The organism is Roseovarius sp. MMSF_3359, from assembly GCF_030733385.1.
In the GTDB taxonomy this organism is placed as follows: domain Bacteria; phylum Pseudomonadota; class Alphaproteobacteria; order Rhodobacterales; family Rhodobacteraceae; genus Roseovarius.
Genome location: NZ_JASHJC010000020.1, coordinates 17,676 through 40,879 on the forward strand (window position 1 = coordinate 17,676; position 23,204 = coordinate 40,879).

Annotated in this window: 23 protein-coding genes; 16 read left to right on the forward strand and 7 right to left on the reverse strand. The window is 62.5% G+C overall.

Annotated features, from left to right (window positions below; genetic code table 11):
- Positions 1-13: 13 nt before the first annotated feature.
- From RBB29_RS20330 to RBB29_RS20340, 3 genes are read right to left on the reverse strand one after another with little or no spacing between them, the layout of a single operon-like run.
- Complete coding sequence (locus RBB29_RS20330) at positions 14-1,615, reverse strand: 5-guanidino-2-oxopentanoate decarboxylase (RefSeq protein ID WP_306116959.1); 1,602 nt, start codon at positions 1,613-1,615, stop codon at positions 14-16.
- Entirely contained in the window at positions 1,612-2,799 is a 1,188-nt protein-coding gene (locus RBB29_RS20335) for a pyridoxal phosphate-dependent aminotransferase (protein ID WP_306116958.1), read from the reverse strand. Before RBB29_RS20335 ends, RBB29_RS20330 begins: the two co-directional genes overlap by 4 nt.
- The gene (locus tag RBB29_RS20340) at positions 2,796-3,446 is read right to left on the reverse strand and encodes a TetR/AcrR family transcriptional regulator (RefSeq protein ID WP_306116957.1); all 651 of its coding nucleotides are present in this window, start codon (positions 3,444-3,446) and stop codon (positions 2,796-2,798) included. Before RBB29_RS20340 ends, RBB29_RS20335 begins: the two co-directional genes overlap by 4 nt.
- Positions 3,447-3,691: 245 nt before the next feature.
- Between RBB29_RS20340 and RBB29_RS20345 the strand changes: the two genes are divergently transcribed.
- The 7 genes from RBB29_RS20345 (at position 3,692) to RBB29_RS20375 (ending at position 10,617) form a co-directional block, all read left to right on the forward strand.
- Positions 3,692-4,096: a cupin domain-containing protein gene (locus RBB29_RS20345; RefSeq protein WP_306116956.1), complete on the forward strand. Its 405-nt coding sequence runs from the start codon at positions 3,692-3,694 to the stop codon at positions 4,094-4,096.
- A gap of 76 nt (positions 4,097-4,172) precedes the next feature.
- Positions 4,173-5,105 (forward strand): AEC family transporter, encoded by a 933-nt coding sequence (locus tag RBB29_RS20350; RefSeq protein WP_306116955.1) that lies wholly within the window; start codon positions 4,173-4,175, stop codon positions 5,103-5,105.
- Between the two features lie 183 nt (positions 5,106-5,288).
- Entirely contained in the window at positions 5,289-6,425 is a 1,137-nt protein-coding gene (locus tag RBB29_RS20355; protein WP_306116954.1) for a Hint domain-containing protein, read from the forward strand.
- A gap of 158 nt (positions 6,426-6,583) precedes the next feature.
- The gene (gene fghA, locus RBB29_RS20360) at positions 6,584-7,417 is read left to right on the forward strand and encodes an S-formylglutathione hydrolase (RefSeq protein WP_306116953.1); all 834 of its coding nucleotides are present in this window, start codon (positions 6,584-6,586) and stop codon (positions 7,415-7,417) included.
- 3 nt (positions 7,418-7,420) lie between these two features.
- A complete protein-coding gene (gene sthA / locus RBB29_RS20365; protein ID WP_306116952.1) occupies positions 7,421-8,857 on the forward strand; it encodes a Si-specific NAD(P)(+) transhydrogenase in 1,437 nt (478 codons plus the stop codon).
- Positions 8,854-9,303 carry a YaiI/YqxD family protein gene (locus tag RBB29_RS20370; RefSeq protein ID WP_306116951.1) on the forward strand — a complete coding sequence of 150 codons (450 nt, stop codon included), beginning with the start codon at positions 8,854-8,856 and terminating at the stop codon, positions 9,301-9,303. The genes sthA and RBB29_RS20370 overlap by 4 nt, the downstream gene beginning before the upstream one ends.
- Before the next feature lie 60 nt (positions 9,304-9,363).
- Positions 9,364-10,617: an alpha/beta hydrolase gene (locus RBB29_RS20375; protein ID WP_306116950.1), complete on the forward strand. Its 1,254-nt coding sequence runs from the start codon at positions 9,364-9,366 to the stop codon at positions 10,615-10,617.
- 55 nt (positions 10,618-10,672) lie between these two features.
- Here the strand turns inward: RBB29_RS20375 and RBB29_RS20380 are convergent, their stop codons facing one another.
- The gene (locus RBB29_RS20380; RefSeq protein WP_306116949.1) at positions 10,673-11,188 is read right to left on the reverse strand and encodes a peptidoglycan-binding protein; all 516 of its coding nucleotides are present in this window, start codon (positions 11,186-11,188) and stop codon (positions 10,673-10,675) included.
- 277 nt (positions 11,189-11,465) lie between these two features.
- Here RBB29_RS20380 and RBB29_RS20385 point away from each other — a divergent pair, with 277 nt between their 5' ends.
- Positions 11,466-11,789, forward strand: a complete 324-nt coding sequence (locus RBB29_RS20385; RefSeq protein ID WP_306116948.1) for a 2Fe-2S iron-sulfur cluster-binding protein — start codon at positions 11,466-11,468, stop codon at positions 11,787-11,789.
- Between the two features lies 1 nt (position 11,790).
- The gene (locus RBB29_RS20390) at positions 11,791-12,585 is read left to right on the forward strand and encodes a VCBS repeat-containing protein (protein ID WP_306121211.1); all 795 of its coding nucleotides are present in this window, start codon (positions 11,791-11,793) and stop codon (positions 12,583-12,585) included.
- Positions 12,586-12,654: 69 nt separating this feature from the next.
- On the opposite strand, the gene purD is transcribed toward RBB29_RS20390, so the two are convergent.
- The gene (purD, locus tag RBB29_RS20395) at positions 12,655-13,917 is read right to left on the reverse strand and encodes a phosphoribosylamine--glycine ligase (RefSeq protein WP_306116946.1); all 1,263 of its coding nucleotides are present in this window, start codon (positions 13,915-13,917) and stop codon (positions 12,655-12,657) included.
- A gap of 101 nt (positions 13,918-14,018) precedes the next feature.
- On the opposite strand from purD, the gene xseA reads away from it, so the two are divergent.
- Positions 14,019-15,509 (forward strand): exodeoxyribonuclease VII large subunit, encoded by a 1,491-nt coding sequence (xseA, locus tag RBB29_RS20400; protein ID WP_306116945.1) that lies wholly within the window; start codon positions 14,019-14,021, stop codon positions 15,507-15,509.
- Positions 15,510-15,599: 90 nt separating this feature from the next.
- Here the strand turns inward: xseA and RBB29_RS20405 are convergent, their stop codons facing one another.
- Together RBB29_RS20405 and RBB29_RS20410 are read right to left on the reverse strand one after the other, a co-directional pair.
- The gene (locus RBB29_RS20405) at positions 15,600-15,998 is read right to left on the reverse strand and encodes a hypothetical protein (protein ID WP_306116944.1); all 399 of its coding nucleotides are present in this window, start codon (positions 15,996-15,998) and stop codon (positions 15,600-15,602) included.
- Complete coding sequence (locus RBB29_RS20410; RefSeq protein ID WP_371931534.1) at positions 15,937-17,115, reverse strand: alkane 1-monooxygenase; 1,179 nt, start codon at positions 17,113-17,115, stop codon at positions 15,937-15,939. The genes RBB29_RS20405 and RBB29_RS20410 overlap by 62 nt, the downstream gene beginning before the upstream one ends.
- 183 nt (positions 17,116-17,298) lie before the next feature.
- On the opposite strand from RBB29_RS20410, the gene RBB29_RS20415 reads away from it, so the two are divergent.
- The 6 genes from RBB29_RS20415 (at position 17,299) to RBB29_RS20440 (ending at position 23,202) form a co-directional block, all read left to right on the forward strand.
- Positions 17,299-18,984, forward strand: coding sequence for an NAD(P)H-dependent oxidoreductase subunit E (locus tag RBB29_RS20415; protein ID WP_306116943.1), 1,686 nt, complete (start codon positions 17,299-17,301; stop codon positions 18,982-18,984).
- A complete protein-coding gene (locus RBB29_RS20420) occupies positions 18,981-19,604 on the forward strand; it encodes a lysoplasmalogenase (protein ID WP_306116942.1) in 624 nt (207 codons plus the stop codon). The genes RBB29_RS20415 and RBB29_RS20420 overlap by 4 nt, the downstream gene beginning before the upstream one ends.
- A gap of 72 nt (positions 19,605-19,676) precedes the next feature.
- Positions 19,677-20,915: a signal recognition particle-docking protein FtsY gene (gene ftsY / locus RBB29_RS20425; RefSeq protein ID WP_306121212.1), complete on the forward strand. Its 1,239-nt coding sequence runs from the start codon at positions 19,677-19,679 to the stop codon at positions 20,913-20,915.
- Positions 20,916-20,952: 37 nt separating this feature from the next.
- Positions 20,953-21,855 carry an EamA family transporter gene (locus RBB29_RS20430; RefSeq protein ID WP_306116897.1) on the forward strand — a complete coding sequence of 301 codons (903 nt, stop codon included), beginning with the start codon at positions 20,953-20,955 and terminating at the stop codon, positions 21,853-21,855.
- Between the two features lie 18 nt (positions 21,856-21,873).
- On the forward strand, positions 21,874-22,479 hold the full coding sequence (locus RBB29_RS20435) for an inner membrane-spanning protein YciB (RefSeq protein ID WP_306116896.1): 606 nt from the start codon (positions 21,874-21,876) through the stop codon (positions 22,477-22,479).
- A gap of 90 nt (positions 22,480-22,569) precedes the next feature.
- Positions 22,570-23,202, forward strand: coding sequence for a hypothetical protein (locus tag RBB29_RS20440; protein ID WP_306116895.1), 633 nt, complete (start codon positions 22,570-22,572; stop codon positions 23,200-23,202).
- The last annotated feature ends 2 nt before the right edge of the window (positions 23,203-23,204 follow it).

The window sequence follows — 23,204 nt, forward strand, 5'->3', positions numbered from 1 at the left end:
GTGTGCGGCCCCCCTATTCGGTGGCGTGGGACTGGTTCGGCGCCCTGATCTCAATCAGGCGCGGGCCGTCCACGGTCTGGGCCGCACGCAGGGCATCGGCGACCTCACCCAGGGCCGGACCAATACGCCAGAACGGCATGTCGCAGGAGCGCGCCACGAATTCGAAATCCGGTGGCGTCGGATCACACCCGACGACGGTGACCCCGACCGCCTGCATCGACGTGGCAATCTCCTGATAGCCGAAATTGTTCCAGATCACGAAGGTGATGGGCAGTTTTTCGTCCACGGCGCACATCAATTCGGGCAGGCTGAACTGCGCGCCGCCATCGCCCGCGATGCAGATCACCGGCGCGTCCGGCGCCGCCAGGGCCGCTCCGATCGCCGCCGGTATGCCATAGCCAAGCGCGCCAAACCCGGTTGCCGCGTTGAACCAGCCGCCGGGGCGGTCATGGTCGTAATAGAGGTTGCCCGCATAGATCGGATAAACCGAGTCGCCCACGATGATCGCGTTCTTGATCGTGTCGCGCATGGTTGCCAGCACCTCGCTGAGGTGCTGCATGTCGGGGCCGATTTCTTCCCAGGCCGCCGCGCGTGCCTGTGCCGCGCGCGCGGCCCCATCGGCGTGGGCAGGCGCAGGGCCGAGGGTGTCGCCAAGGGCCGCCACGACCGCCGCTGCGTCGCCAAGGATGGCATGCGCCGCCGGATGGCGGGCAATCTGCTCGGGGCAGATATCGACACGGATCAGGGTGGGCATCGCCGCCATCGTGCCGGTCGCGTACATGTCGTAATCGGTCTGCCCAAGCTCGGTCCCGATGGCGAGGACCACGTCGGACGCCTCAATCAAGTCGCGGATGGCCTGCAGGCTGGCACTGGCCGGAACGCCAAGCGGATGGTCGTGGAGCAGGCCCCGGGCATTGGTGGCCTGCACCACCGGCGCATCGAGCCGTTCGGCCAGTTTGCGGATCCCGTCCGCGGCCGACCGCGCGCCCCCGCCAATCAGCAGCACCGGCGCGCGCGCCGTGGACAAAAGCTCGGCCGCCCTGGTGACGTCTTGGGCGTCGATTGCTGCAGGAGCGGGCGAGGTGGCCGCATCGCCAGCCGGCGCATAATCCGTCCCGGCCACGTCGAGCGGGATTTCGATATGGGTCGGCCCGGGCCGTCCGGACTGAAACGGCGCAAAGGCCCGGTCGAGGGCGGGCAGGAGGTCATCGCCATGACCGATCCGTTCCGAGGTCAGGGCAACTGTCGCCGTCATCGCCCGCTGATCCGGCAGTTCATGCAGATGGCCGAACCCCTTGCCAAGACTGTCCAGCGTATTGACCCCCGACACGACCAGCATCGGCACGCTGTCCGCGCGGGCCTGGCCCATTGCCGTCAACGTATTGGTGAGGCCGGGACCCGTGATGACGAAGGCAACGCCTGGCTTGCCGGACACCCGGGCGTATCCATCGGCCATGAACCCCGCGCCCTGTTCGTGGCGGGGGGTGACGTGACGGATACCCGAGGCGGCAATGCCGCGATAAAGTTCGAGCGTATGCACGCCGGGGATGCCGAAAACGGTGTCGACGCCCCGCGCGACCAGTTGGGATACCAACTCTTCTCCGATACTTGTCATGCGTCCTCCGAGTGCAGGGTGTTTGAGTGGGCGATGATCCGGTCGCAGGCGGCGGCGAAACGCGCGTCATCGACGGTCAGCGCCACCCGCACCCAGTTATCCACCGTATCGCCGAAAGAGATCCCGGGCATGACCGCGACATTCCCGTGTTCCAGCAGATGCAGCGCATAGTCGTTGCCATTCATGCCGGTGGCCGACACGTCGATCATCGCGAACATGCCCGCCTGCGGACGCAGGGCCCTGAGGTTGGTCTTTGCTGCGAGTCGTTCCTGCAGGCGAGTTGCCCTTTCGGCAAACCGCTCCGCCATGCCACGCGCGACGCTCGACCCGTCGCGGATGGCCTTTTCGGTCATGTCCGCGATGAACGGCTGATTGCCGAAAAGCATGGTTTCCGACAGCGGCAGCAAGGCCTCGGCGAAACTGGCAGGGCCGACGCACCAGCCGCTGCGGAACCCCGGTGCGGCGTGGGATTTGGAGATCGACGAGACCACGATCACCCGGTCGGCCAGTTCGGATCGCGACAGGGGCGAGGAAAACGCGGCACCGTCAAAGATCAGCTCTTCATAGACCTCATCCGAGATGATCCAGAAATCATGTTCGATCGCCAGCCGTCCAATTGCCTCGATATCCCCATCGGAGAGGATCGCGCCCGTCGGGTTATGTGGCGTGGTCAGCAGGATCGCGGATGTCTTTGGCGTGATCCGTGCGGCGATGTCGGCGGCACTGATGCGAAAACCGTTCTCCGACCGCAACGGCACGGGGATTACATCCGCCCCCGTGGCGCGGATCACTCCCTGGTAGGTGGCATACATCGGATCACCGACGAGCACCTCGTCCCCGGTTTCGGCCACCCCCATAAGGACGTTGAACAATGCCGTTTGCGTGCCGGGAAAGCACAAGACCTGATCGGTGGTGATCTGGCGCCCGCAGCTTCGCGAGTACCGCTCCGCCAGCGCGGCACGAAGCCCGGCCTCCCCCCGGCCGTTGGAATAGGTCGTCCGCCCACGGTGCAGCGCGTCAACAGTGGCGCCAATCAAGGCGTCGGGGGTCGGTACATCCGGCTCGCCAATGGTCATTTCGATGATATCACGGCCCTCGGCCACCAGGTCCTTGGCCTTCTGATAGACCTCCCATTTCGCGCCGCCCAACCCCGCGAGGCGTTCCGTGATTGCCGTGTGTTTCATGATGAGACCTCTTCTGACATCGTTAAATCCAGACCAATGATCGCCCCGGCGGAGCGCAATCCGATCCGGGGCAGTTCGCCCGCGCCGAACGCATCGGGCAAAGCGCCCCCTTCCATCCAAAGGCCGTCGACCAGGGCGTTGCACGCGATTGCCAGGGACCGCAACTGGTGCCCCGGGGCAGGGGTGCCGGCCTCTTCGAGCGCCGCACCGATCAGCGCCTCAAGCCGGTCGCGGAAGTCATGGTAGGTCTGTTCGTGGATGGCTTTCATGCGCGCATCAGCCCGCACGGTGTTGAGAAAGCCCGCCCAAAGCGACACGGATTTCGGATCGACAACCGGGGGGCTGAGGCCGACGGTAATGAAGCGCGCCAGCCGTGCCCTGTTCGACATGCCGGGATCGGTACCTGGGGCGGTGGTCAGGGTCGTCATGGCGTTCATGTGATACGCATAGGCCGCCATGATCAGTTCTTCCTTGGAGGAAAAGTAATGGCGGATCAGGCCTTGCGTGACATTGGCGCGATCGGCAATGGCCCGCACCGTGGCCCCATGCACACCTTCCTCGGCGACCAGCGACAGGGTCGCCTGGATCAGCGCCTCCTTGCGCTGCGCTGCGGGTTCGCGCCTGAATTTCGGGGCCGTTTGGGACATTGGGTTTCTGATGTTGAGTAATTATACGTTTGCATAATTGCGAAAATCAATCATGAGTCAAGCAGGAAAACGACGGTGCCGCGACGCGAGGGGCGGCCCCAAGCCGGACCGCATCGGGAATGCGACCACCTGTCGGGTGCGGGCCGGACAAATGCAATGCCACTCTCTTGCCGCGCATGGGCTGCCTTTCGGGCATCTCTTCGCTACAGTCGCACGCATATTGGGTAAGCCGCAGGAGGATCGGCATGGAGATTTTTGAAAAAGCATCTCGTGAAATGTCCCACGGATCGCCGGACTACTTCACCGGGACGGTCCGCATAGACCCGGTGCATTCCGCCCCGGAACCCGCCCGCCTGCGTGCGGTTGTCGTGACGTTCGAGCCATCGGCCCGCACCGCGTGGCATACCCATCCCTTGGGTCAGACGCTGCATGTGCTGTCGGGCCTCGGCCTGGCGCAGAGCTGGGGCGGACCGATACGCGAAATCAGACCCGGCGACACGGTGTGGTTCGCTCCGGGAGAGAAACACTGGCATGGCGCCGCGCCCGGGCAGGAGATGACCCATATCGCAATGCAGGAGGCGCAGGATGGTTCGGCGGTCACCTGGTTGGAACAGGTCAGCGATGACCAGTATCCGGCGCAGCCGGGATAGACCGCCAAGGTCAATCATCCGCGCCGGCCACGGTTAAACGCATTGACGATGATCCTCAGCGTGATACGACAACCCAATGCTTGCCATCTTCCTGCAAACTCTGCCGTTTTTCCTCATCATCGGGCTGGGCTTCGGGGCTGAACGCAGCGGGTTCTTCAACGAAGAGGCCACCGCCTGGCTGACCAAGTTCGTGTTCTACTTTGCCCTTTCGGCAATGCTCTTCCGCTTTTCGGCCAACCTTTCGTTGGCGGAAATCCTGGATTGGCAGTTTGTCACCGCCTACCTGGTCGGGACAATGGCGATCTATCTGCTGGCCACGCTGGTCGCGATGCTAAGGCGCTTGCGCGTCGAAGAGGCCGCGGTTGAGGCGCAATGCGCGGTGATCGGCAATGTCGGTTTTCTGGGGGTGCCGATGCTGGTGCTGCTAATGGGCGAGGCCGCGATTGGACCGGTCATGCTGGTGCTGGCGGTGGATCTGATCGTCTTCGGGTCGCTGATCGTGATCCTCATTACCGGCGCCCGGGATGGCCGGATGAGCATCGGTATCCTCGGCACCGTCGGCATGGGGCTGCTCAGGAACCCGATGATCGTGTCGATCGTTCTGGGCCTGAGCTGGTCGGCGCTTGCGTTGCCGATCCCGCAGGTGATGAACGAGTTTCTATCGCTTCTGGGCGGGGCGGCCACGCCGGGCGCGCTCTTTGCCATCGGGGCGTCGCTTGCGGGGAAATCAGCCGAACGTCCCTTCGTGGCGGGCTGGCTCAGCCTCTGTAAACTGGTGCTGCACCCGGCCGCCGTTGCGATCTCGGCGATCTGGCTATTCCCGGTCGCGCCCTATGCTGCGGCCGTCATGATCGCCGCCGCCGCCCTGCCAGTGGCCGGCAATGTCTATATCCTGGCGCAACACTACCGCGTGGCACCGCAACGGGTGTCGGCCTCGATCCTGATTTCGACGGTGACGGCGGTCATCACCGTCTCCCTGGTGATCGGCTGGGTGCAGGAAATGCTCTGATCCGCCCGATTCTCTCAAATGGCAGTTTTCTGAAAATCAAGGAGAATTTCTCCGAAATCCGCGCCTTAACATCACCACAAATGATAACTATCTCTGGCCAAGATGAGTAATCATGAGCAAATCGGCCGGTGGTGCGGTGCGCGTACCAAGCAATGGGCCGTCGGCTGAAAGGGCGCGAGTAACATGGCGAACTATTCCTATATCGGCTACGCGCCCGGCGTCATTTCCTTTGGTGGCGGGGCAATCACGCTGTCGAACGGGTTTGATCCCGATACGGACAGGGTCATCTTCGATGTGACCGACGGTGCGGGTGGTACGGTGCTGAGCGGGCGGGCCGATAACGGTATCCTTTTCGATGGTGACCGGTTCAACAACGAAACCGGCGACGATTCCACGCAGACTGGCGTTGTGCGCAACCTTGACGGAACACCCACCGGAACAAGCGGCAACATGTACCTTGAACAGTCCTATACCCTTGCCAAGCCGGGCGGCGGGTCGATCGAGCTGTTTCGTGTCGAGGTGGACGGTACCCTTGTTGGCTACATCACGTCCGAGCCGCTTGTGCCCGGCACGAATTACAGTTTCACGACCTCGAACGTCACCCCGTCCAATGCGCCCGATACGACCGATCCCGGCGCGCTTACCGACGTTCCCTGTTTCACCGCCGGCACGATGATCCGGACGGATCAGGGGGAACGCGCAATCGAAACGCTTGAGGTTGGCGACCGGGTCTTGACCGAGGCGGGAACTGCCGAGGCCATCCGTTGGATCGGCCATCGTGTGGTTCTGCCAGCGTTTACCAGCAGCAACGCGCTCTGGCCTGTAAGGATTTCCGCCGGATCGTTGGGCAACGGCCTTCCACAGCAGGACCTGTTGGTGTCCCCCAACCACAGGATGCTGATCCGGTCGCCCCGCAATGAACTTCTCTACGGCGAAGGTTCGGTCCTGGTCGCGGCCAAGTTTCTGGTTGGCCAGCCGGGCATTGAGCAGGTTTTCGACCTGCCGCGTGTCACCTATTTCCACCTTCTTTTTGACGATCATCAGGTGATTTTCGCCAACGGCGCCCCGAGCGAAAGCCTGCATCCGGGTGACATGGCGCTCCAAAGCATGGCTCGTGCATCGCGTGATGAAATCCTGACCGTGTTTCCCGAGCTTGCCGATAGTGCCGGCACCACTTACGGACCGACCGCGGCACCGGTGCTGAAGCGCAACGAAGCGCGCCTGTTGATGAGCGAAATCGGCTTTGGAAATCGGCGCGATCTGGCATCGCATGCCAAACCCGGACGGACGCATCAGCACGATTGGACTATCAGCCAATAGCCCCTGCACCCCGGTTTGGATCGTCTCACCATCAGCAATGACCAAGCGGGATGGCAGTGCGCGCAGTGACCGTCGACCATCATCCAACGATTTTCCGTTCCCCCGCGGCACACGGCCTGTTAGAGACAACAAAACCGGTTCAGTGGAGGGAGGAACGCATGGAAACCCAATCGGAAAACGCCTGTTTCGACGGAGTGCAGGGGGTCTACACCCACAGATCGGATGTCTGTTCGTGCGATATGACTTTTGGCCTCTTTCTGCCCGAAGAGGCGAAGGACGGTCCGGTGCCGGTGCTTTGGTACCTGTCGGGGCTGACCTGCACCCATGAAAACGCGATGACCAAGGCGGGCGCGCAGGGATGGGCCGCCGAACAGGGGATCGCACTGGTCTTTCCTGACACATCGCCCCGCGGTGATGATGTGGCCGATGATGACGCCTATGACCTCGGCAAAGGCGCGGGGTTTTATGTCAACGCCACGCAAGACCCCTGGGCGCCGCATTTCCGGATGTGGGATTACGTGGCCGAGGAGTTGCCCGCGCTGCTGGCCGACAAGTTCGCCATTGACCCCGATCGGCAGGCCATCACCGGCCATTCCATGGGCGGGCATGGTGCGCTGACCCTGGCCATGGGCCTGCAGGGACGGTTCAAATCCGTCTCCGCCTTCGCGCCGATTTCCAACCCGGTGGCCAGCGACTGGGGCCGCAAGCAACTGACCGCCTATCTGGGCGCGGATGAGAGCACCTGGGCCGCCCATGACGCGAGCCTTTTGATGCGCGAGACCGGCTTTGACGGTCCAGTCCTTGTCGATACCGGCACCAGCGATCAGTTCATCGACCTGCTGCGCCCCGAGGCCCTGGCGCAAGCGGTTGCGGCGCGGCGGCAGCAGGCCACGCTTCGGATGCAGCCCGGCTATGACCACAGCTATTTCTTCATCTCGACCTTCATGGAAGACCACGTCGCCTTCCATGCCGAAGCACTCTACGCGGGGTAGGCCATGAGCCATTATGACCTGATCGTGATCGGATCCGGCCCCTCGGGCAGGTCCGCGGCCATCCAGGCGGGCAAACTTAAGCGCCGCGTGCTGGTTGTCGATCGCAAGGATCGCCTGGGCGGTGTGTCGGTCCATACCGGCACGATCCCGTCCAAGACCCTGCGCGAGACGGTGCTCAACCTCTCGGGGTGGCGCGAGCGCAGTTTCTACGGCCGTTCCTATCGCGTGAAGGACGATATCGAGGCACAGGACCTCAAGGCGCGGCTGCACAAGACGCTCGATTACGAGGTCGATGTGTTGGAACATCAGTTCAACCGCAACCATGTCGACACGATGATGGGCATGGCGCGGTTCACCGACCCCAACACCATCGAAGTCGCGACCGAGGCCGGGGACGTCAGCACTGTGACCGCCGACCGGTTTCTCATCGCGACCGGCACCAGGACATATCGCCCCGACTATGTGCCGTTCAACGGCAGCACCATCGTCGATAGCGACGAGTTCCTGGAACTGGGCCAGATCCCCCGCAGCCTGACCGTGGTGGGCGCGGGTGTGATCGGGGTCGAATATGCGACGATGTTCTCGGCCCTTGACGTGCGGGTCACCTTGATCGAGCCGCGCGACAGTTTCCTCGATTTCATCGACCAGCAGACGATCCGTGAATTCACCCACCAGATCCGTGAGAACGGCGTCGATCTGCGCCTCGGCTCCGAGATCGAGAAGATCGAGGATATGGGCGAACATATCGAGGTGACCATGGGCAATGGCCGCCATGTGCGCAGCGAAATGCTGCTCTTTGCCGCGGGCCGAATGGGCGCCACGACCAAGCTCAACCTGGATACGATCGGGCTCGAGACCGACCATCGCGGACGGCTGTCGGTGGATCGCAAGACCTATCAGACCGCCGTGCCGCATATCTATGCCACCGGCGACGTGATCGGCCATCCCAGCCTGGCCTCGACCTCGATCCAGCAGGGCCGTGTTGCGGCCTGTCACGCGCTCGAAGTGCCGACGCTCGAAGAAAGCCCGTGGTTTCCCTATGGCATCTATTCGGTGCCGGAGATCTCGACCTGCGGCATGTCCGAGGAAGAGATGCAGGAACGCGGCATCCCCTACGAGGTCGGCATCGCGCGGTTCCGCGAGACCAGCCGGGGCCACATCATGGGGTTGGAGCACGGCATGCTGAAGATGCTCTTCTCGCTCAAGACCCGCCGGGTTCTTGGCGTGCAGATCGTGGGCGAAGGCGCGACCGAGCTTATACACATCGCCCAGGCGGTCCTGAACCTCAAAGGGACGGTGGATTACTTCGTGCAGAACACGTTCAACTATCCGACCCTGGCCGAGGCCTACAAGATTGCCGGGCTTGATGCGTTCAACCGGATGCCGATCCCCGAGGAATTCAAGGTGAAGCGGTCCAAGAAAGCCGCCAAATCCAAGTGAGCGCAATCTATGTCGATGCCGATGCCTGTCCGGTCAAGGCCGAGGTCGAGCGCGTCGGCACGCGGCATGGGTTGCGCATCTATGTGGTCTCGAACGGGGGGCTGCGCCCGTCGCAAAACCCGCTGGTCGAGACCATAATTGTTCCCGACGGCCCCGATGTAGCCGATATGTGGATCGCCGAACGGGCGGGGGCGGGCGATGTGGTCGTCACGAGCGACATCCCGCTGGCCGCCAAATGCGTCGAGGCAGGCGCGCAGGTCCTCAAACATAACGGCGAGGCGCTGACCGCGGCCAATATCGGCAATGTGCTGGCCACCCGCGACCTGATGGCCGATCTGCGCGCCGCGGACCCGTTTCGCCAGGGCGGCGGCAAGGGATTTACCAAGGCCGACCGATCCCGCTTCCTCGATGCGCTGGAACGCGCCGTACGGGCCGCGAAACGCTAGATTTCCCCGAAGTTTGCGGCAATAGTGTCGTCGGTTCAAAACATGCGATGGGGCGCATCAATGCCGAAGTTCATATTCCGGGTCGTGCTTCCGATCCTTGTCGTACTGGCGCTCGGCTATGTTGCGATGCTGCGCACGGGCGACGATGCGTCGGTTGAAGAGCTCAATTCCTCGATCGAGGAGCTTTCCGAAGCGCCCATGCCGGAGGCGATCGTCGAAGCCGAACCGGAGGCAACGGTCGAGGCCGAGGGCAGTTTCGAAGCGCCGGTGATTGAACCGGATGTCAGTGCCGCGCACGAGGCTGTCGAGGAAGATTTTGTCAAGGTTTCAATGTATTACGCGACCAATCGCGGGCTGCGCCCCGAGGCCGAGCGGGACCCTGACGACCCGTCCAGCCGGTACAATAACGAGCGTGGCACGATGCGCTATGGCGTGGCCGATATCTCCATCCCGCGCGATCACCGGATGGGGCATCTGGAAACGCCGAACTGGCTGATGAAGAAACTCGTGGGGTTTGAGCCCGACAAGCACGTAACCCTTCTGGACGTGCGCGAATGGGATCGCGACAAGATGCTGGCCGAGGTCAAGGAGAAGCTGGCCGCGGTCGAGGACAGCGCGCTGTTGGCCTTTGTGCATGGGTACAACACGAGCTACCGCAAGGCCGCGCGCCGGGCGGGGCAGTTGACCTATGATCTGGGCTTTACCGGGCCGTCGATCTTTTTCAGCTGGCCCTCGCAGGACCGGACCGAAGCCTATACGGTCGACAGCCAGAATGCCGAATGGTCGGTCCCGCATATGACCGAATTCCTGGAACACCTCACCAGCCGCGAGGCCGATCAGGTCATCGTGATTGCCCATTCGATGGGCACCCGGCTTCTGACCAAGGGGCTAGCGCGGCTGGCGGATAAAGATCCCGAGGCGGCGGCGCGGGTGACCACCGTCATCCTGGCCGCTCCCGATATCGACGCGCAGATTTTCCGTGAGGAATTATTGCCCAAGTTCAAGGCCTTGCCGCGCGCGATCACGCTTTATGCGTCGGATGATGACACCGCGCTCAAGGCGTCCAAGGCGGTGAATGGGTTCCACCGGATCGGGGATGCCTCGCAGGGCCTGTTTCCGATGCCCGGCGTGGACCTGATCGACGCCTCGGGGGCCAAGTCCGACTTCTTTGGCCATACTTATTTCGGGGACAACGCCACGATCCTGTCGGATATGTATGAGCTCCTGCAAAGCCTCAACGCCGCCAAGGATCGGCCCGGGTTGATGCAGGTCGACACACCAGACGGCCCCTACTGGAAGATCCGGCTGGAGTGACGTCGCTGGCTTTCCCAGGTTGTACGTCGGGGCTTTCCAGGTACCTGGCTACTCGTCATTCGGGCCGTTCAACGGCAACCAACCCCAGCTTTCGGGCCGCCGCCATGGACAATATCCCGCTGTCGAGCCCTTGCGGGGCCTGATACGCGCGGATGGCGGCACGTGTCCGGGCGTCGATCTGGCCGGTGATGGGGCCAGGGTAGAGGTTTCTTGCGGCCAGTGCCCGTTGCAGCGTGGCCACGAATTCCGGAGTCTGGACCGCGGCACAAGGGGTTTCGAACCACGTTTCGTCGCGTTCCCGAACAATGGCCTGGCGGGTCTCCGTCCGGTAGATCGCCGGTTGCGATACGCTTCCGTCGCTGCGCAGTTCGGCGGGCTGAACAAGAACCTGTTCAGTCACGGTTTCAACCACCGCCGGACTGACATTCTTGCCCCAACAGGTGCCAGGTTTGGCCCCGGGCGGCGCGGTTGCGGCGCCATCAGGCAATTCGGGTTCCGTTCCGGGCAAAGGCACAGCGCAGCCGGCAGCCAAGGAGACCGCCATCAGCAGGCAGGGCAGGGATCGGATCATGTGCTCGGGCCTCGAAGCCTTGTTTGCCGCGCAGCTTAGCGGATTAGATTGCCCGGGGAAAGCATGGTCGGCTCTTGGCCCGGCGGCCGGTCGCCCCCTGTTTTACCCCTTTGATCTTTGTTCGGTGTGGTCCGAACGGAGATTTCGGCGGGAACGAAGGGGAAACATTTGAATTTTGTCGCGACTCTTTTCGACAGGGGTCGCAAATGGGACTGGCAAGAGTTACATCGCTTGGCTAGGAACCGCTGAGCAAAGATTGTGAAGGGAGTGCGTTCGCATGGCGAAAATCACCTATATCGAGCATAACGGCACCGAGCATGTCGTGGACGTCGCCAATGGTTTGACCGTGATGGAAGGCGCGCGCGACAACAACATCCCCGGCATCGAAGCCGATTGTGGCGGCGCTTGCGCCTGCTCGACCTGCCACGTCTATGTGGTCCCTGAATGGGTCGAGAAACTGCCCGCGAAGGATGACATGGAAGAAGATATGCTGGATTTCGCCTATGAGCCCGATCCGGCCCGGTCTCGGTTGACCTGTCAGATCAAGGTGACAGACGCGCTCGATGGTCTTGTCGTGCAGATGCCCGAAAAGCAGATCTGATGTGAACGGGGCGCGGCGTATTCTGTTGCGCCGGTTGCAGCGGTCCGCTCGCCGCGCGGTGCTGCCGTTGTGTTTTTGGCTGCCGTTGCTGGCGCCTGTCTCGACAGCTGCGCAGGGGTTGAGCGATGCACGCTATGTCAGCCCGACGGACATTTACCCACATGGCGCCCTGGGGGATAACCTGGAATGGGCTGCGGTCGAAGTCACGGTTTCGCGCCCCAAAGGCGCGCAGCTCAGTGGTCCTGTCAGTCGGACCTACCGGATCAAAGCTCCCGCCAGAACGGTCTTTGAAGACACCGAGCCGCGCCTTTGGGACATCGACGGCGATGGCCTTCCCGAAGTTGTTGTCGTCATAAGTCATCAGGATCGCGGCGCACGATTGGCGGTGATTGGATATGATGGCGATGATTTCCGGTACATCGCAACGACCCCCGCGATCGGTACGCGTTTTCGGTGGCTGGCACCTATTGGTGCGGCGGACCTGGATGGGGATGGCCGGATCGAGATCGCCTATATTGATCGGCCCCACCTGGCCAAGACACTGCGCATCTGGCGTTTTGCGCAGGGAGAGCTTCGGCAGGTGGCGGAACGACCGGGGCTGACCAATCACAAGATCGGCTGGGATTACATCCCGGGCGGTGTCCGCAATTGCGGTGGTGTCGTGGAAATCATCAGCGCCAATGCCGATTGGAGCCATGTCATGGCGTCGCGTTTCGCAAATGGTGTGATCTCATCGCGCAAGATTGCACGGCATACCGGCCCTGCCGACCTGAACGCGGCGCTTAGTTGTTCCTGAGATCGTCCTCGCGAGGGGCGCAGCCCCTCGCGCCGGTCGGATTGCGCAAGCAATTCGAAATTACGGGCCTCAGAGCGCCCGCCATCCGATATCCTGGCGGCAGAACCCCTGGGGCCAGTCAATCCGGTCGACCATGGCATAGGCCCGCTCCGCCGCTTCGGCCAGGGTCGTACCCCGCGCCGTCACGTTCAGGACACGGCCGCCCGTGGCCACGATCTGACCATCCTTGCGCGATGTGCCCGCGTGAAACACCATGTTGAAGCTGTCTTCCGGGATGTTTTCCAATCCCTTGATAACAGACCCCTTTTCATAGCTACCGGGATAGCCCTGCGCCGCCATGACGACCGTCAGCGCATGGTCGTCGGCCCAGTTCACATGTGCTTCGTGCAACCGCGCTTCGGCGGCGGCATGCAGCAGGTCGAGCACCTGCGCGCCCAATCGCATCATCAGGACCTGGCATTCGGGATCGCCGAACCGAACGTTGTATTCGATGAGCTTCGGTTGACCGTCCTTGATCATCAGCCCGGCAAAAAGGATGCCCTGAAACGGCGTGCCGCGGCGGGCCATCTCGGCCAGGGACGGTTTGATGATCTCGTCGAGCGCCTTTTGCGTCACCGCGTCGCTCATCACCGGGGCCGGGCTATAGGCGCCCATGCCGCCGGTATTGGGGCCTGTGTCGCCTTCGCCCACACGCTTGTGGTCCTGCGCTGTGCCCATGGGCAGGGCGGTTTCGCCATCGCAAAGCACAAAGAACGAGGCTTCTTCGCCGTCGAGGAATTCTTCGATCACCACTTCGGCGCCGGCACCGCCAAAGGCACCGTCGAACATGTCGTCAATCGCGGCCAACGCCTCGTCGAGCGTCATCGCGACAATCACGCCCTTCCCGGCGGCCAGACCATCGGCCTTGATGACAATGGGCGCGCCCTGGGCGCAGACATAGTCGCGCGCGGGATCGGCTTCGGTGAACCGGGCGTAGGCCGCCGTGGGGGCACCGGAGGCGTCGCAGATTTCCTTGGTAAAGCTCTTGCTCGCCTCAAGTTGCGCCGCTGCGCCCGATGGGCCAAAGACCAGAAACCCGGCAGTGCGCAGATCATCTCCTACCCCGGCGGCCAGGGGTGCCTCGGGGCCGACGATCACGAAGTCGATGGCGTTCTCCTCGGCAAAACCCACCACGGCGGCACCGCTCATGATGTCGAGATCGGCGCAATCGGCGATATCCGCGATCCCCGCATTGCCCGGGGCCACGATCAGCCGGTCGCATTTGGGGTTCTGCATCACCGCCCAGGCCAGCCCGTGTTCGCGCCCGCCGCTGCCCAAGATCAGAATGTTCATCCGCCCCTCCCATTTCGGTGATCGCGGCCTCAATAGGCGGCAGAGGGGACGGAGGCAAGCCAGCACTTTTCTTTGCGCGCCGTATCGGTCATTGATGGGACATGTCTGACCTGATTGATGATCCGCTACCGGGGCAAAATCTGCCGGAATATACCGTGTCGGAAATCTCCGGCGAGGTGAAACGCACGCTTGAAGGCACCTTTGGCCGTGTCCGCGTCAAGGGCGAGGTAGGCCGTGTCTTCAAGGCGCGCTCGGGGCATCTCTACTATGACGTGAAAGACGACAAGAACGTGCTGGCCTGCACCACGTGGAAAGGACAGATCGCGTCGCTTTCCGTCGTGCCGGAAGAGGGGCTGGAGGTTGTCGTGACTGGCAGGCTCACGTCATTCGGGGCGCAGTCCAAGTACAACCTGAACGTAGATGAGGTTGCCGTGGCCGGGCAGGGCGCGTTGATGGCGCTTCTGGAAAAACGCCGCAAGCAACTGGCGGGCGAAGGGCTGTTCGATACAGATCGCAAGCGGCCCATCCCTTATCTTCCTGAAATCATTGGCGTTGTGACCTCACCCTCGGGTGCGGTCATTCGCGATATCCTGCACCGGCTACGAGATCGGTTTCCGCGCAAGGTGCTGATCTGGCCCGTGGCCGTGCAGGGCGCGAATTGCGCGCCGGAAGTTTCCCGCGCCATCAGGGGCTTCAACGCGCTGACACCGGGCGGGGCCCTGCCGCGGCCGGACCTCATCATTGTTGCCCGCGGTGGCGGCTCCATCGAGGACCTGTGGGGCTTCAATGAGGAAGCCGTGGTGCGTGCCGCCGCTGAGAGTGACATTCCGCTGATTTCCGCCGTGGGACATGAAACCGACACGACCCTGATCGACCATGCGGCGGACAAACGCGCGCCAACCCCGACCGCCGCCGCCGAAATGGCCGTGCCCGTCCGGCTGGACCTTCTGGCCTGGCTTGACGGCCAGGAAGCGCGATTGACCCATGCGCTGAGTTCGGGCATCGCCACGCGGGGGCAAAGGCTGCGTGATCTGTCGCGGGCCTTGCCGCGGGCGGATGGGTTGCTCGACGGTCCACGGCAACGGCTGGATACCTGGGGCGAGAAACTCCCGGCCGCCCTGACCCGTTCCGTGCAGACGCGGCGCGTGAAACTCTCTGAGGCCACGGGCGCATTGCGGCCCGGGCTCTTGCGCCGCGCGGTCGAGGGGGACCGGCAACGGCTACAGAATATCTCCGCTCGCCTGAACCTGCGCGCCCTGCGGGCGGACACGAACCGGAAGGCGCAAGAGCTTGACCGGCTGAGCCATCGTCTTGCGGATGCGGCCACGCGACAGGCAGGCACCTGGCGCGACCGGCTGACGGCGATCGACCGGTTGCGGGAAACCTTGGGCTACAAAGCCACTTTGCAGCGCGGCTACGCGGTTGTGCGGGGGGATGGCGATGTGGTGACCACCAAGGCCGCCGCCGGCAAGGCATCGAGCCTGGAAATCGAGTTCTCGGATGGCCGCTTTCGGCCAACCGGCCCCGCAAAACCAGCGCCAAAAGCCGAAAAACGTAAATCGGACACGCCGGACCAAGGCAGTCTGTTCTGAGCGTCTTGATTTGATCGCGAATATTGAATTTGTGAAAGTTATTGGCTGGATTATTCGGGTTGAAAGACGATTTCAGGCGCCTTTGTTATACTAGACGCCAACCTTTGGCCCTGGACAAACCAGAGGTTCATAGCTTTTTTGGACCTCATAAAGCTCGATTTGCGTCGGATCGTTCTCGAACTGGGCGATCAATCCGTTGGGAGAATGCCGGAAGCTCCAGCATTGCGGCTCGGGCTTGTGTTCGTAGACAAAGCAGATCTGTTCGCCTTCCTGGTACCAGCTTCCCATCTCGCATTGACCATCAAGGTAGGACCAGATCACCCGTCGGTCATTCAGGTATTCCTCGGCGCCATAAGGCTGTCCTTGGTTGCCGTAGTAGAAGGTCTTGTTGCGCGTGTAGGCGTCGAATTCCTCGGCCGTCATCAACTCACCGGCGCTGGCGGTTGCCGCGCTGAGGATCAGGCACAGGGGGAGGAGTGTCCTTGGCATGGGCGAAGTCTGGCAGAACCGCGCCGGTGGTACCAGCCGGTTTCGCATGGGCCACGACCGCGGGCGGGATATTGCGCGCGTCGACCGGAGCCCGGTCGATCCACACTGGCAGCCACCGGGCGCATCGCGGATCCATGACCCGCCGCCAGACGGGCGGCACCAGTGCGATGCCTGCCATGATCGGCAGGGAATAGGGCAGACAGGGCATCTTGTCCTCGTCGAGCTGCAGGGCGGGATAGGGGCGTCGAGGCGTGACATGGTGATCGGAATGGCGCGGCGCGTTGAGCGACATGGCAGAGGTGAACCAATGCGGTGCGTTCCACGAATGTTGCGGGCCCACCGGTTCAAGCCGCCCATCTGCCAGCACCTGCCGTTGCAGCCCGTAGTGTTGAATGTAGTCGGACATCAGGATCTGTAGCTGCGCGTAAAGCGTGATGACCACCAGCGCCGAAAGCCCCGGCACACCGGCCAGCATCAGGGAGCCCGCCGCCACGAGGGTCGCGCCCGCAAGATAGAAAACATAGGGGTGACGCCAGACCGAACGCCCCTTGCGCAGCCGGTTTTCCGCTCGAAGCCCGGCCATGAAACCTTGAGGCCATGCGCGCAGGGCAAAGCTGTAGAACCCTTCGCCCAGGGGCGCGCTGTTTGGATCTGCCCTGCTGCCGACATGGGCGTGATGCACCTTCAGATGTGCACTGGCGTGATGACCAAAAAGCATCGTCGTATAGACCAGTTGGCCCAGAAACCTCAGGCTGCGGCGCGATCTGTGAATGAGCTCATGGGCTACAGGATGGGAAATCTGTCCGAAAAACAGGGAGATCGCGGCAGCAATCAACCCACGCTCGGTCATTGTCAGGCCGCTTTCTCCGGCGACTGCCCAGATGCCTGCGGCCAGCAGTCCGATGTGAGCCAAGCCGAGGGCAATGAGAAGCGGCGTGCCTGCAGGAAACTCCGCCTGCGGGTCGGTGTTTTCGATCTGCTCCGGCGTCAGCCGGTCGAGCGAAAAGGCCAGAAAAGTGACAAACCCCGCTGCAAGCCACGCCCACACCCCGCCCCATAGAATGGCGGCGAGGATCAGCAGCGCAGGGCTGAACGTGGCGATGGCGAAAAGGCTCATGCAGGAGGCCCCGGTCATGTTGTTCCACACCGCCCTAAAGGGCGAATCCGGCGGTGAAGGGGCAGAAACGAGAGGATTTTGCGCGGCGCTGAACGCTTCCGAGGGGATGAGTGTCGCTTTTGCTATCGCTTTGCGTGGTCCAGAGGGCTATTTGTCGTGCCGTATCAAGTCAGAGGGCATCGCATGGCACTGGACGAACGCAAAGGCGTGTGGAAATCGGGCAAGGGCAAGGGACGTCGGACGCCCAAAGGCCGCCAGTTGGAGGATCAGCCCTGGACCGAGATCCAGGCGCTTCTGGGCGATGCGCCGCGCCGCCGTGATCTGCTGATCGAATACCTGCACCTGATCCAGGACAAGTTCGGCCATTTGTCGGCCGCCCATCTGCGCGCTTTGGCCGAGGAGATGCGGATTTCCCAGGCGGAAGTTTACGAGGTTGCGACTTTCTATGCGCATTTTGACGTGGTCAAGGAAGATGAGGCTCCGCCGCCCGCGCTGACCATTCGGGTGTGCGATTCGCTGGCTTGCGAACTGGCGGGCGCGCAACAGTTGAAATCTGCGCTTGAAGACGGGCTGGACGCATCGCAGGTGCGGGTTCTGCGCGCGCCCTGCATGGGCCGCTGCGACACCGCGCCGGTGCTTGAACTTGGCCATAACCACATCGACCATGCCACGCCCGAGAAGGTGCAGGCCGCGATTGCCGCCGATGACACCCACGCGCATATCCCGGACTATCAGACCTTTGACACCTATCACGCGGCGGGCGGCTACGAGACGCTGGCCGATGTGCGAGCCAATGGCGATTTCGACACGATCCAGCAGACGCTTCTGGACTCGGGGCTTCGTGGCCTGGGTGGCGCAGGCTTCCCATCGGGCCGCAAATGGGGTTTCGTCCGGGCCGCAGAGGGGCCGCGGTACCTCGCCGTGAATGGTGATGAAGGGGAGCCTGGCACGTTCAAAGATCGCTTTTATCTCGAGCGGGAACCCCATGTTTTCCTTGAAGGAATGCTGATCGCCGCCTGGGCGGTCGAGGCGGAAACCTGCTTCATCTACATGCGCGATGAATACCCCGCCGTGTTGGAAATCCTGCGCCGCGAGATCAAGGCGCTGGAAGACGCTGAAATCGTCAAACCCGGTTACATAGACCTGCGCCGGGGCGCGGGCGCGTATATCTGCGGCGAAGAAAGCGCGATGATCGAGTCGATCGAGGGCAAGCGCGGATTACCGCGGCACCGCCCACCCTTCGTGGCGCAGGTGGGGGTGTTCAACCGCCCCACGCTCGTCAACAATGTCGAAACCCTGCATTGGGTCTGCCGCATCCTGCGCGAAGGCGGTGAGATCCTGAGCGGGGTCGAGAAAAACGGCCGCAAGGGCCTGCGGTCCTTCTCGGTCTCGGGCCGGGTGAAGAACCCCGGTGTGCACCTGCTGCCCGCGGGATCCACCATGTCGGATATCATCGAGGCCTGTGGCGGCATGCTCGACGGGCACAGTTTCAAAGCCTATCAGCCCGGTGGCCCCTCGGCGGGTCTACTGCCCGCATCAATGGCTGATATCCCGATGGACTTCGATGTGCTGCAGGAACATGGCACTTTCATCGGCTCGGCGGCAATTGTTGTCCTGTCGGATCAGGACAGTGCGAAAGAGGCCGCGCTCAACATGCTCCGTTTCTTCGAGGATGAAAGCTGCGGACAGTGCACGCCGTGCCGCGTGGGTTGCGAGAAGGCGGTCAAGCTGATGCAGGCCGACACCTGGGATCAGCCACTGCTGGAAGAACTCTGCAGCGCGATGGCCGATGCGTCGATCTGCGGTCTGGGGCAGGCCGCGCCCAACCCGATCCGCCTGACGATGAAGCATTTCCCCGACGAGGTGTGAGTACAGGTTTCATCGCGATCAGCGCCCTTAGCGCGCTGATCTATGGGGCGTTCTTCTGTCAACGCGGGCCGTCCGCGCTTCGCAGTGTTCTGAAAACAGCCGGGGTCGCACTTCTCGCCTGCGCCGCAGCCCTCGCCGACGCGCCTGCGCTGCTCGTGCTGGGGTTGGGGCTTTCGGCGGTTGGGGATATGGCTTTGTCGCGGGACGGGGACTGCGCTTTCCTGATCGGCCTCGGCAGTTTTGCCCTCGCACATCTGGCGTATATCCTGCTTTTTGCCGCATTGGCCACGGGTTGGCCCGCCATACTGCCGGGTGTCGTCCTGATCGCCTATGCCATATCGAGCGAGGTCTGGCTCGCCCCCCATACCGGCGAGATGCGCAGCGCCGTCCGCCTCTATGTAGTGTTGATCACCGGCATGGGCCTTTCGGCGCTGGCGCTACCCGCCGCCATGGCACTGGCGCTCATCGGGGCAGGGGCCTTCATGGCGTCCGACACGCTCCTCGCCATTCAGCTCTTTCGCTTGCCACCGGGAAGTCGCTGGCACATCCCCATCGCCCGCGCGCTCTGGGCGCTCTACTACGCCGCGCAACTCTTGATCTTGTGGGCGTTCATCGGCTGAGGCTTCCATCTGGCGCTGATCCGCATTAGGTGGAAGAAAAGCACTGGCACAAAGGCCGCAGCGAGGGGACGCATGGCGTTTTTCAAGAAACTCAAGGAACGGCTGTTCCGGTCTTCGTCCAAGATCGAAGAAGGTCTGGATGCGATCGTCGAGGAAGGTGGCGAAGAAGAAGAGATCGAGGTCGACGCACCGGCGGTTGACACGACAGTCGCCATCGACGAGCCCCTTCCAGAGCCAGAGCCAGAGCCAGAGCCAGAGCCAGAGCCAGAGCCAGAGCCAGAGCCAGAGGTGCTTGCAGCACAGGCCGAATCCGAGATCATTTCACCGGAACCGGAACCGGAACCGGAACCGGAACCGGAACCGGAACCGGAACCGGAACCGGAACCGGAACCGGAACCGGAACCACAGCCTGAGGCGAAGAAGCCCGGCCTGTTGGGTCGCTTGCTGGGGCGGACGGAAAAGAAAACCGTGATCCGCCGGGCGCTTGATGACGACATGCTCGAGCAGCTCGAAGAGCTGTTGATCACCGCGGACATGGGCGTTGACACGGCCCTGCGCGTGACCGCCAACATGGCCGAAGGGCGCATGGGAAAACGGCTTTCCACTCAGGAAATCAAGGAGTTGCTGTCGGCCGAGGTGACCCGCATCATGGAGCCAGTGGCGCGTCCGATGCCGCTTTACCCCAAGAAACCGCAGGTGGTTCTGGTGGTAGGCGTCAACGGCTCCGGCAAGACGACCACCATCGGCAAATTGGCAAGCCAGTTCCGCGCGGCGGGCAAATCGGTCGTGATCGCGGCGGGTGACACGTTCCGCGCGGCGGCGGTTGAGCAGCTTCAGGTCTGGGGCGACCGTGCCGGTGTGCCGGTCCTCACCGCGCCCGAAGGGTCCGACCCGGCCAGCCTCGCCTATGACGCGATGGCGCAGGCGCACAAGGATGGCTCGGACCTTTTGATGATCGACACCGCGGGCCGCCTGCAAAACCGGGCAGATTTGATGGAAGAACTGGCCAAGATCGTCCGCGTGATCCGCAAGCAGGACGAAACCGCGCCGCATAACACCTTGCTCGTGCTGGACGCGACCACGGGTCAGAACGCACTGAGCCAGGTCGAAACCTTCCAGAAGCTCGCGGATGTGTCGGGCCTTGTGATGACCAAGCTCGACGGGACCGCCAAGGGTGGTGTGCTGGTGGCCTTGGCAGACAAGTTCGGCCTGCCCATCCATGCGATTGGCGTTGGGGAGCAGATCGATGATCTGGCGCCTTTTGACCCGAAAGAATTTGCCGCTGCCCTCACGGGGCTGGAGACGCAATGACCGCGCCCGCCGCGTCTGATGTGACCGGCGGCCCGGCATGAGCGACTGGCTGATCTCGCTTGAGGGAACCGAGCAGGGCAAATCGCTTGCGTTGGCGCTGGCCCTGGCCGCGGCGTTCCTGCACGCGGTGTTCGGTGCGCTGCAGAAGGGGCGTTTTGATCCCTGGCTGACCCGCGGGGCGATTGACGTCTGGCTCTTCCTGCTGGCGGCCCCCTTCGCCATTTTTGTCGTGCCGCTGCCCGAGCCGCACATGTGGCCGATCTTTGCGGGCGCGGTGGTCATTCACGTCATCTACAAGATCTTGCAGGCGCAGGCCTATGTGAAGGGGGCCTATACCGTCGTTTATCCGGTGGTCCGCGGCACCGGGCCGCTTTTTGCCGTCATCGGCGCCTATCTGATCTTCTCGGAAACCTTCACGCTGACGCAGTGGCTTGGGATCGCCGTTTTGCTAACGGGGATTTTTGGCCTGGCGGTCTATAACCTGATCTTCCTGGTCACCGATCGCGACACGTTGCCGATCGCGCTCTTCCTTGCGGTGCTGACTGGCCTGATGGTCGCGCTTTACACGACCTACGACGCCTACGGCATCCGCGCGACCGCCGATCCGTTTTCCTTCATTGCCTGGTTTTTCATGTTCGAGGGCATGACCTTGCCGACGGTTGCCTATCTGCGCTGGCGCAGGATGCCGGACCGCCCGCCGATGGTGCCGCTCCTGCGCCGGGGTTTCATCGGTGCATTGCTGGCGTTTTCGTCCTTCGGGTCGATCATGCTGGCCACACGGCTGGACAAGGTGGGTGAAGCGGCGGTACTGCGCGAGACATCCGTGGTCTTTGCCGCCCTGATCGGCTGGCTGGTGCTGCGCGAAACGGTGGGACCGCGCCGAATTGCCCTGATGGCATTGATTGCCGCGGGCGCGGTCATAGTTGAGATGGGCGGGTAGGATAGGAGAAATCCGGCAATGGCCGAGAAGCAGATTGATGGAAAAGTGAAAACGGCGCTGGAACTGGGGCCGATTCTGGCGTTCTTCGTCGCCTATCTGTGGCTCAAGGACACTGTCTTTACCATCGGTGGTACGGAATATGCCGGATTTGTCGTGGTGACGGCCGGGTTTATCCCCATTTTCCTGGCCTCGATGGCGATCCTCTGGAAGTTGACCGGGCATCTGTCGAAGATGCAGGTGGTCACGGCGGTCCTGATCGTGGTCTTTGGGGGGCTTAGCGTCTGGTTCAATGATCCGAAGTTTTTCAAGATGAAACCGACGATCGTCTACCTGCTTTTCGGGGGTGTTTTGGCCCTGGGCCTGATGCGGGGTACATCCTACCTGCAATCCGTGATGGAAGGGTTGATGCCGCTCACGGACGAGGGGTGGATGATTCTGACCCGTCGGTTGATGTATTTCTTCCTCGCACTGGCGGTGCTGAACGAGGTGGTCTGGCGCACCCAAAGCGAAGAGATCTGGGTCTATTTCAAGACATTTGGCCTGACCGCCGCGATTTTCCTTTTTTTCATGACGCAGGGGCGGTTGTTCAACGAACACGGCACCGGAGAAGACGAAACGGAATAACGGTCAATCAGCCCTGCCACCAATCGGATTTCCCACGAAATCACATAGACTTGCCGACTTTAGGCCGCAATTCGCGCCTATGCCGGGGGCATGATTAAGCAACTTGCGAACCGCCTGTGGCACCTGGCCACGTCAATCCCACCGATCAAACCCGGGAACCTCTTGCCGGTCCTGGTCATGGTGATGCTCTGGGTGGGCCTGCGGTTTTGCGGTGTTTCCGAAGAACAGTCATTTGTGATCGGCTGCGTGACGGCGCAGGCCTACACGATCTGGCGCAACCTGCCCGGGGCGGCGCTCAGCCTGCAACATGTCGAACGTGGCAAGCCGCGCATGCTCGTCATCCCGGTCTCGATCATCATCGCTGTTGCGGGTCTGCAGCTCTGGCTGGGAAGCCCGTTATTCACGCAGCGGGTCGTGACCGTGTTCTGCCTGCTGTTCCTGCTGGTGATGATCTGGGGCATCCTGCGGGAGCAGGAGATGCTGGACCGTGTCGTGCCGGAAGGGCGCATGCCGCAACAGATCTGCGCGCCGGTCAGCCTTCTGCGGATCAACGCAATTGTCGCCGCTGTGGTGATTGGTGTGAACGAGATGCTGATTGCCTTTGAAACCCTCGCCGTCTGGATCAGTGTCATGCCGCTTCTGGTGCTGGCCCTGCACGCCTTCTACTGGTTGATGGTGCTGTCGATCCTGCCCACCGCAAGCGATCAGCAAAAGCGCGCCTGAGG

Bases quoted from the DNA above. Each gene is read 5' to 3' on its own strand.
- RBB29_RS20350 (WP_306116955.1), top strand. From the start codon at position 4,173: ATGCTTGCCATCTTCCTGCAAACTCTGCCGTTTTTCCTCATCATCGGG.
- RBB29_RS20335 (WP_306116958.1), bottom strand. From the start codon at position 2,799: ATGAAACACACGGCAATCACGGAACGCCTCGCGGGGTTGGGCGGCGCG.
- RBB29_RS20340 (WP_306116957.1), bottom strand. From the start codon at position 3,446: ATGTCCCAAACGGCCCCGAAATTCAGGCGCGAACCCGCAGCGCAGCGC.
- RBB29_RS20415 (WP_306116943.1), top strand. From the start codon at position 17,299: ATGGCACTGGACGAACGCAAAGGCGTGTGGAAATCGGGCAAGGGCAAG.
- RBB29_RS20410 (WP_371931534.1), bottom strand. From the start codon at position 17,115: ATGAGCCTTTTCGCCATCGCCACGTTCAGCCCTGCGCTGCTGATCCTC.
- RBB29_RS20380 (WP_306116949.1), bottom strand. From the start codon at position 11,188: ATGATCCGATCCCTGCCCTGCCTGCTGATGGCGGTCTCCTTGGCTGCC.
- sthA (WP_306116952.1), top strand. From the start codon at position 7,421: ATGAGCCATTATGACCTGATCGTGATCGGATCCGGCCCCTCGGGCAGG.
- RBB29_RS20375 (WP_306116950.1), top strand. From the start codon at position 9,364: ATGCCGAAGTTCATATTCCGGGTCGTGCTTCCGATCCTTGTCGTACTG.
- RBB29_RS20355 (WP_306116954.1), top strand. From the start codon at position 5,289: ATGGCGAACTATTCCTATATCGGCTACGCGCCCGGCGTCATTTCCTTT.
- xseA (WP_306116945.1), top strand. From the start codon at position 14,019: ATGTCTGACCTGATTGATGATCCGCTACCGGGGCAAAATCTGCCGGAA.
- RBB29_RS20440 (WP_306116895.1), top strand. From the start codon at position 22,570: ATGATTAAGCAACTTGCGAACCGCCTGTGGCACCTGGCCACGTCAATC.
- RBB29_RS20430 (WP_306116897.1), top strand. From the start codon at position 20,953: ATGAGCGACTGGCTGATCTCGCTTGAGGGAACCGAGCAGGGCAAATCG.
- RBB29_RS20330 (WP_306116959.1), bottom strand. From the start codon at position 1,615: ATGACAAGTATCGGAGAAGAGTTGGTATCCCAACTGGTCGCGCGGGGC.
- ftsY (WP_306121212.1), top strand. From the start codon at position 19,677: ATGGCGTTTTTCAAGAAACTCAAGGAACGGCTGTTCCGGTCTTCGTCC.
- RBB29_RS20435 (WP_306116896.1), top strand. From the start codon at position 21,874: ATGGCCGAGAAGCAGATTGATGGAAAAGTGAAAACGGCGCTGGAACTG.
- RBB29_RS20405 (WP_306116944.1), bottom strand. From the start codon at position 15,998: ATGCCAAGGACACTCCTCCCCCTGTGCCTGATCCTCAGCGCGGCAACC.
- RBB29_RS20345 (WP_306116956.1), top strand. From the start codon at position 3,692: ATGGAGATTTTTGAAAAAGCATCTCGTGAAATGTCCCACGGATCGCCG.
- RBB29_RS20385 (WP_306116948.1), top strand. From the start codon at position 11,466: ATGGCGAAAATCACCTATATCGAGCATAACGGCACCGAGCATGTCGTG.
- purD (WP_306116946.1), bottom strand. From the start codon at position 13,917: ATGAACATTCTGATCTTGGGCAGCGGCGGGCGCGAACACGGGCTGGCC.
- fghA (WP_306116953.1), top strand. From the start codon at position 6,584: ATGGAAACCCAATCGGAAAACGCCTGTTTCGACGGAGTGCAGGGGGTC.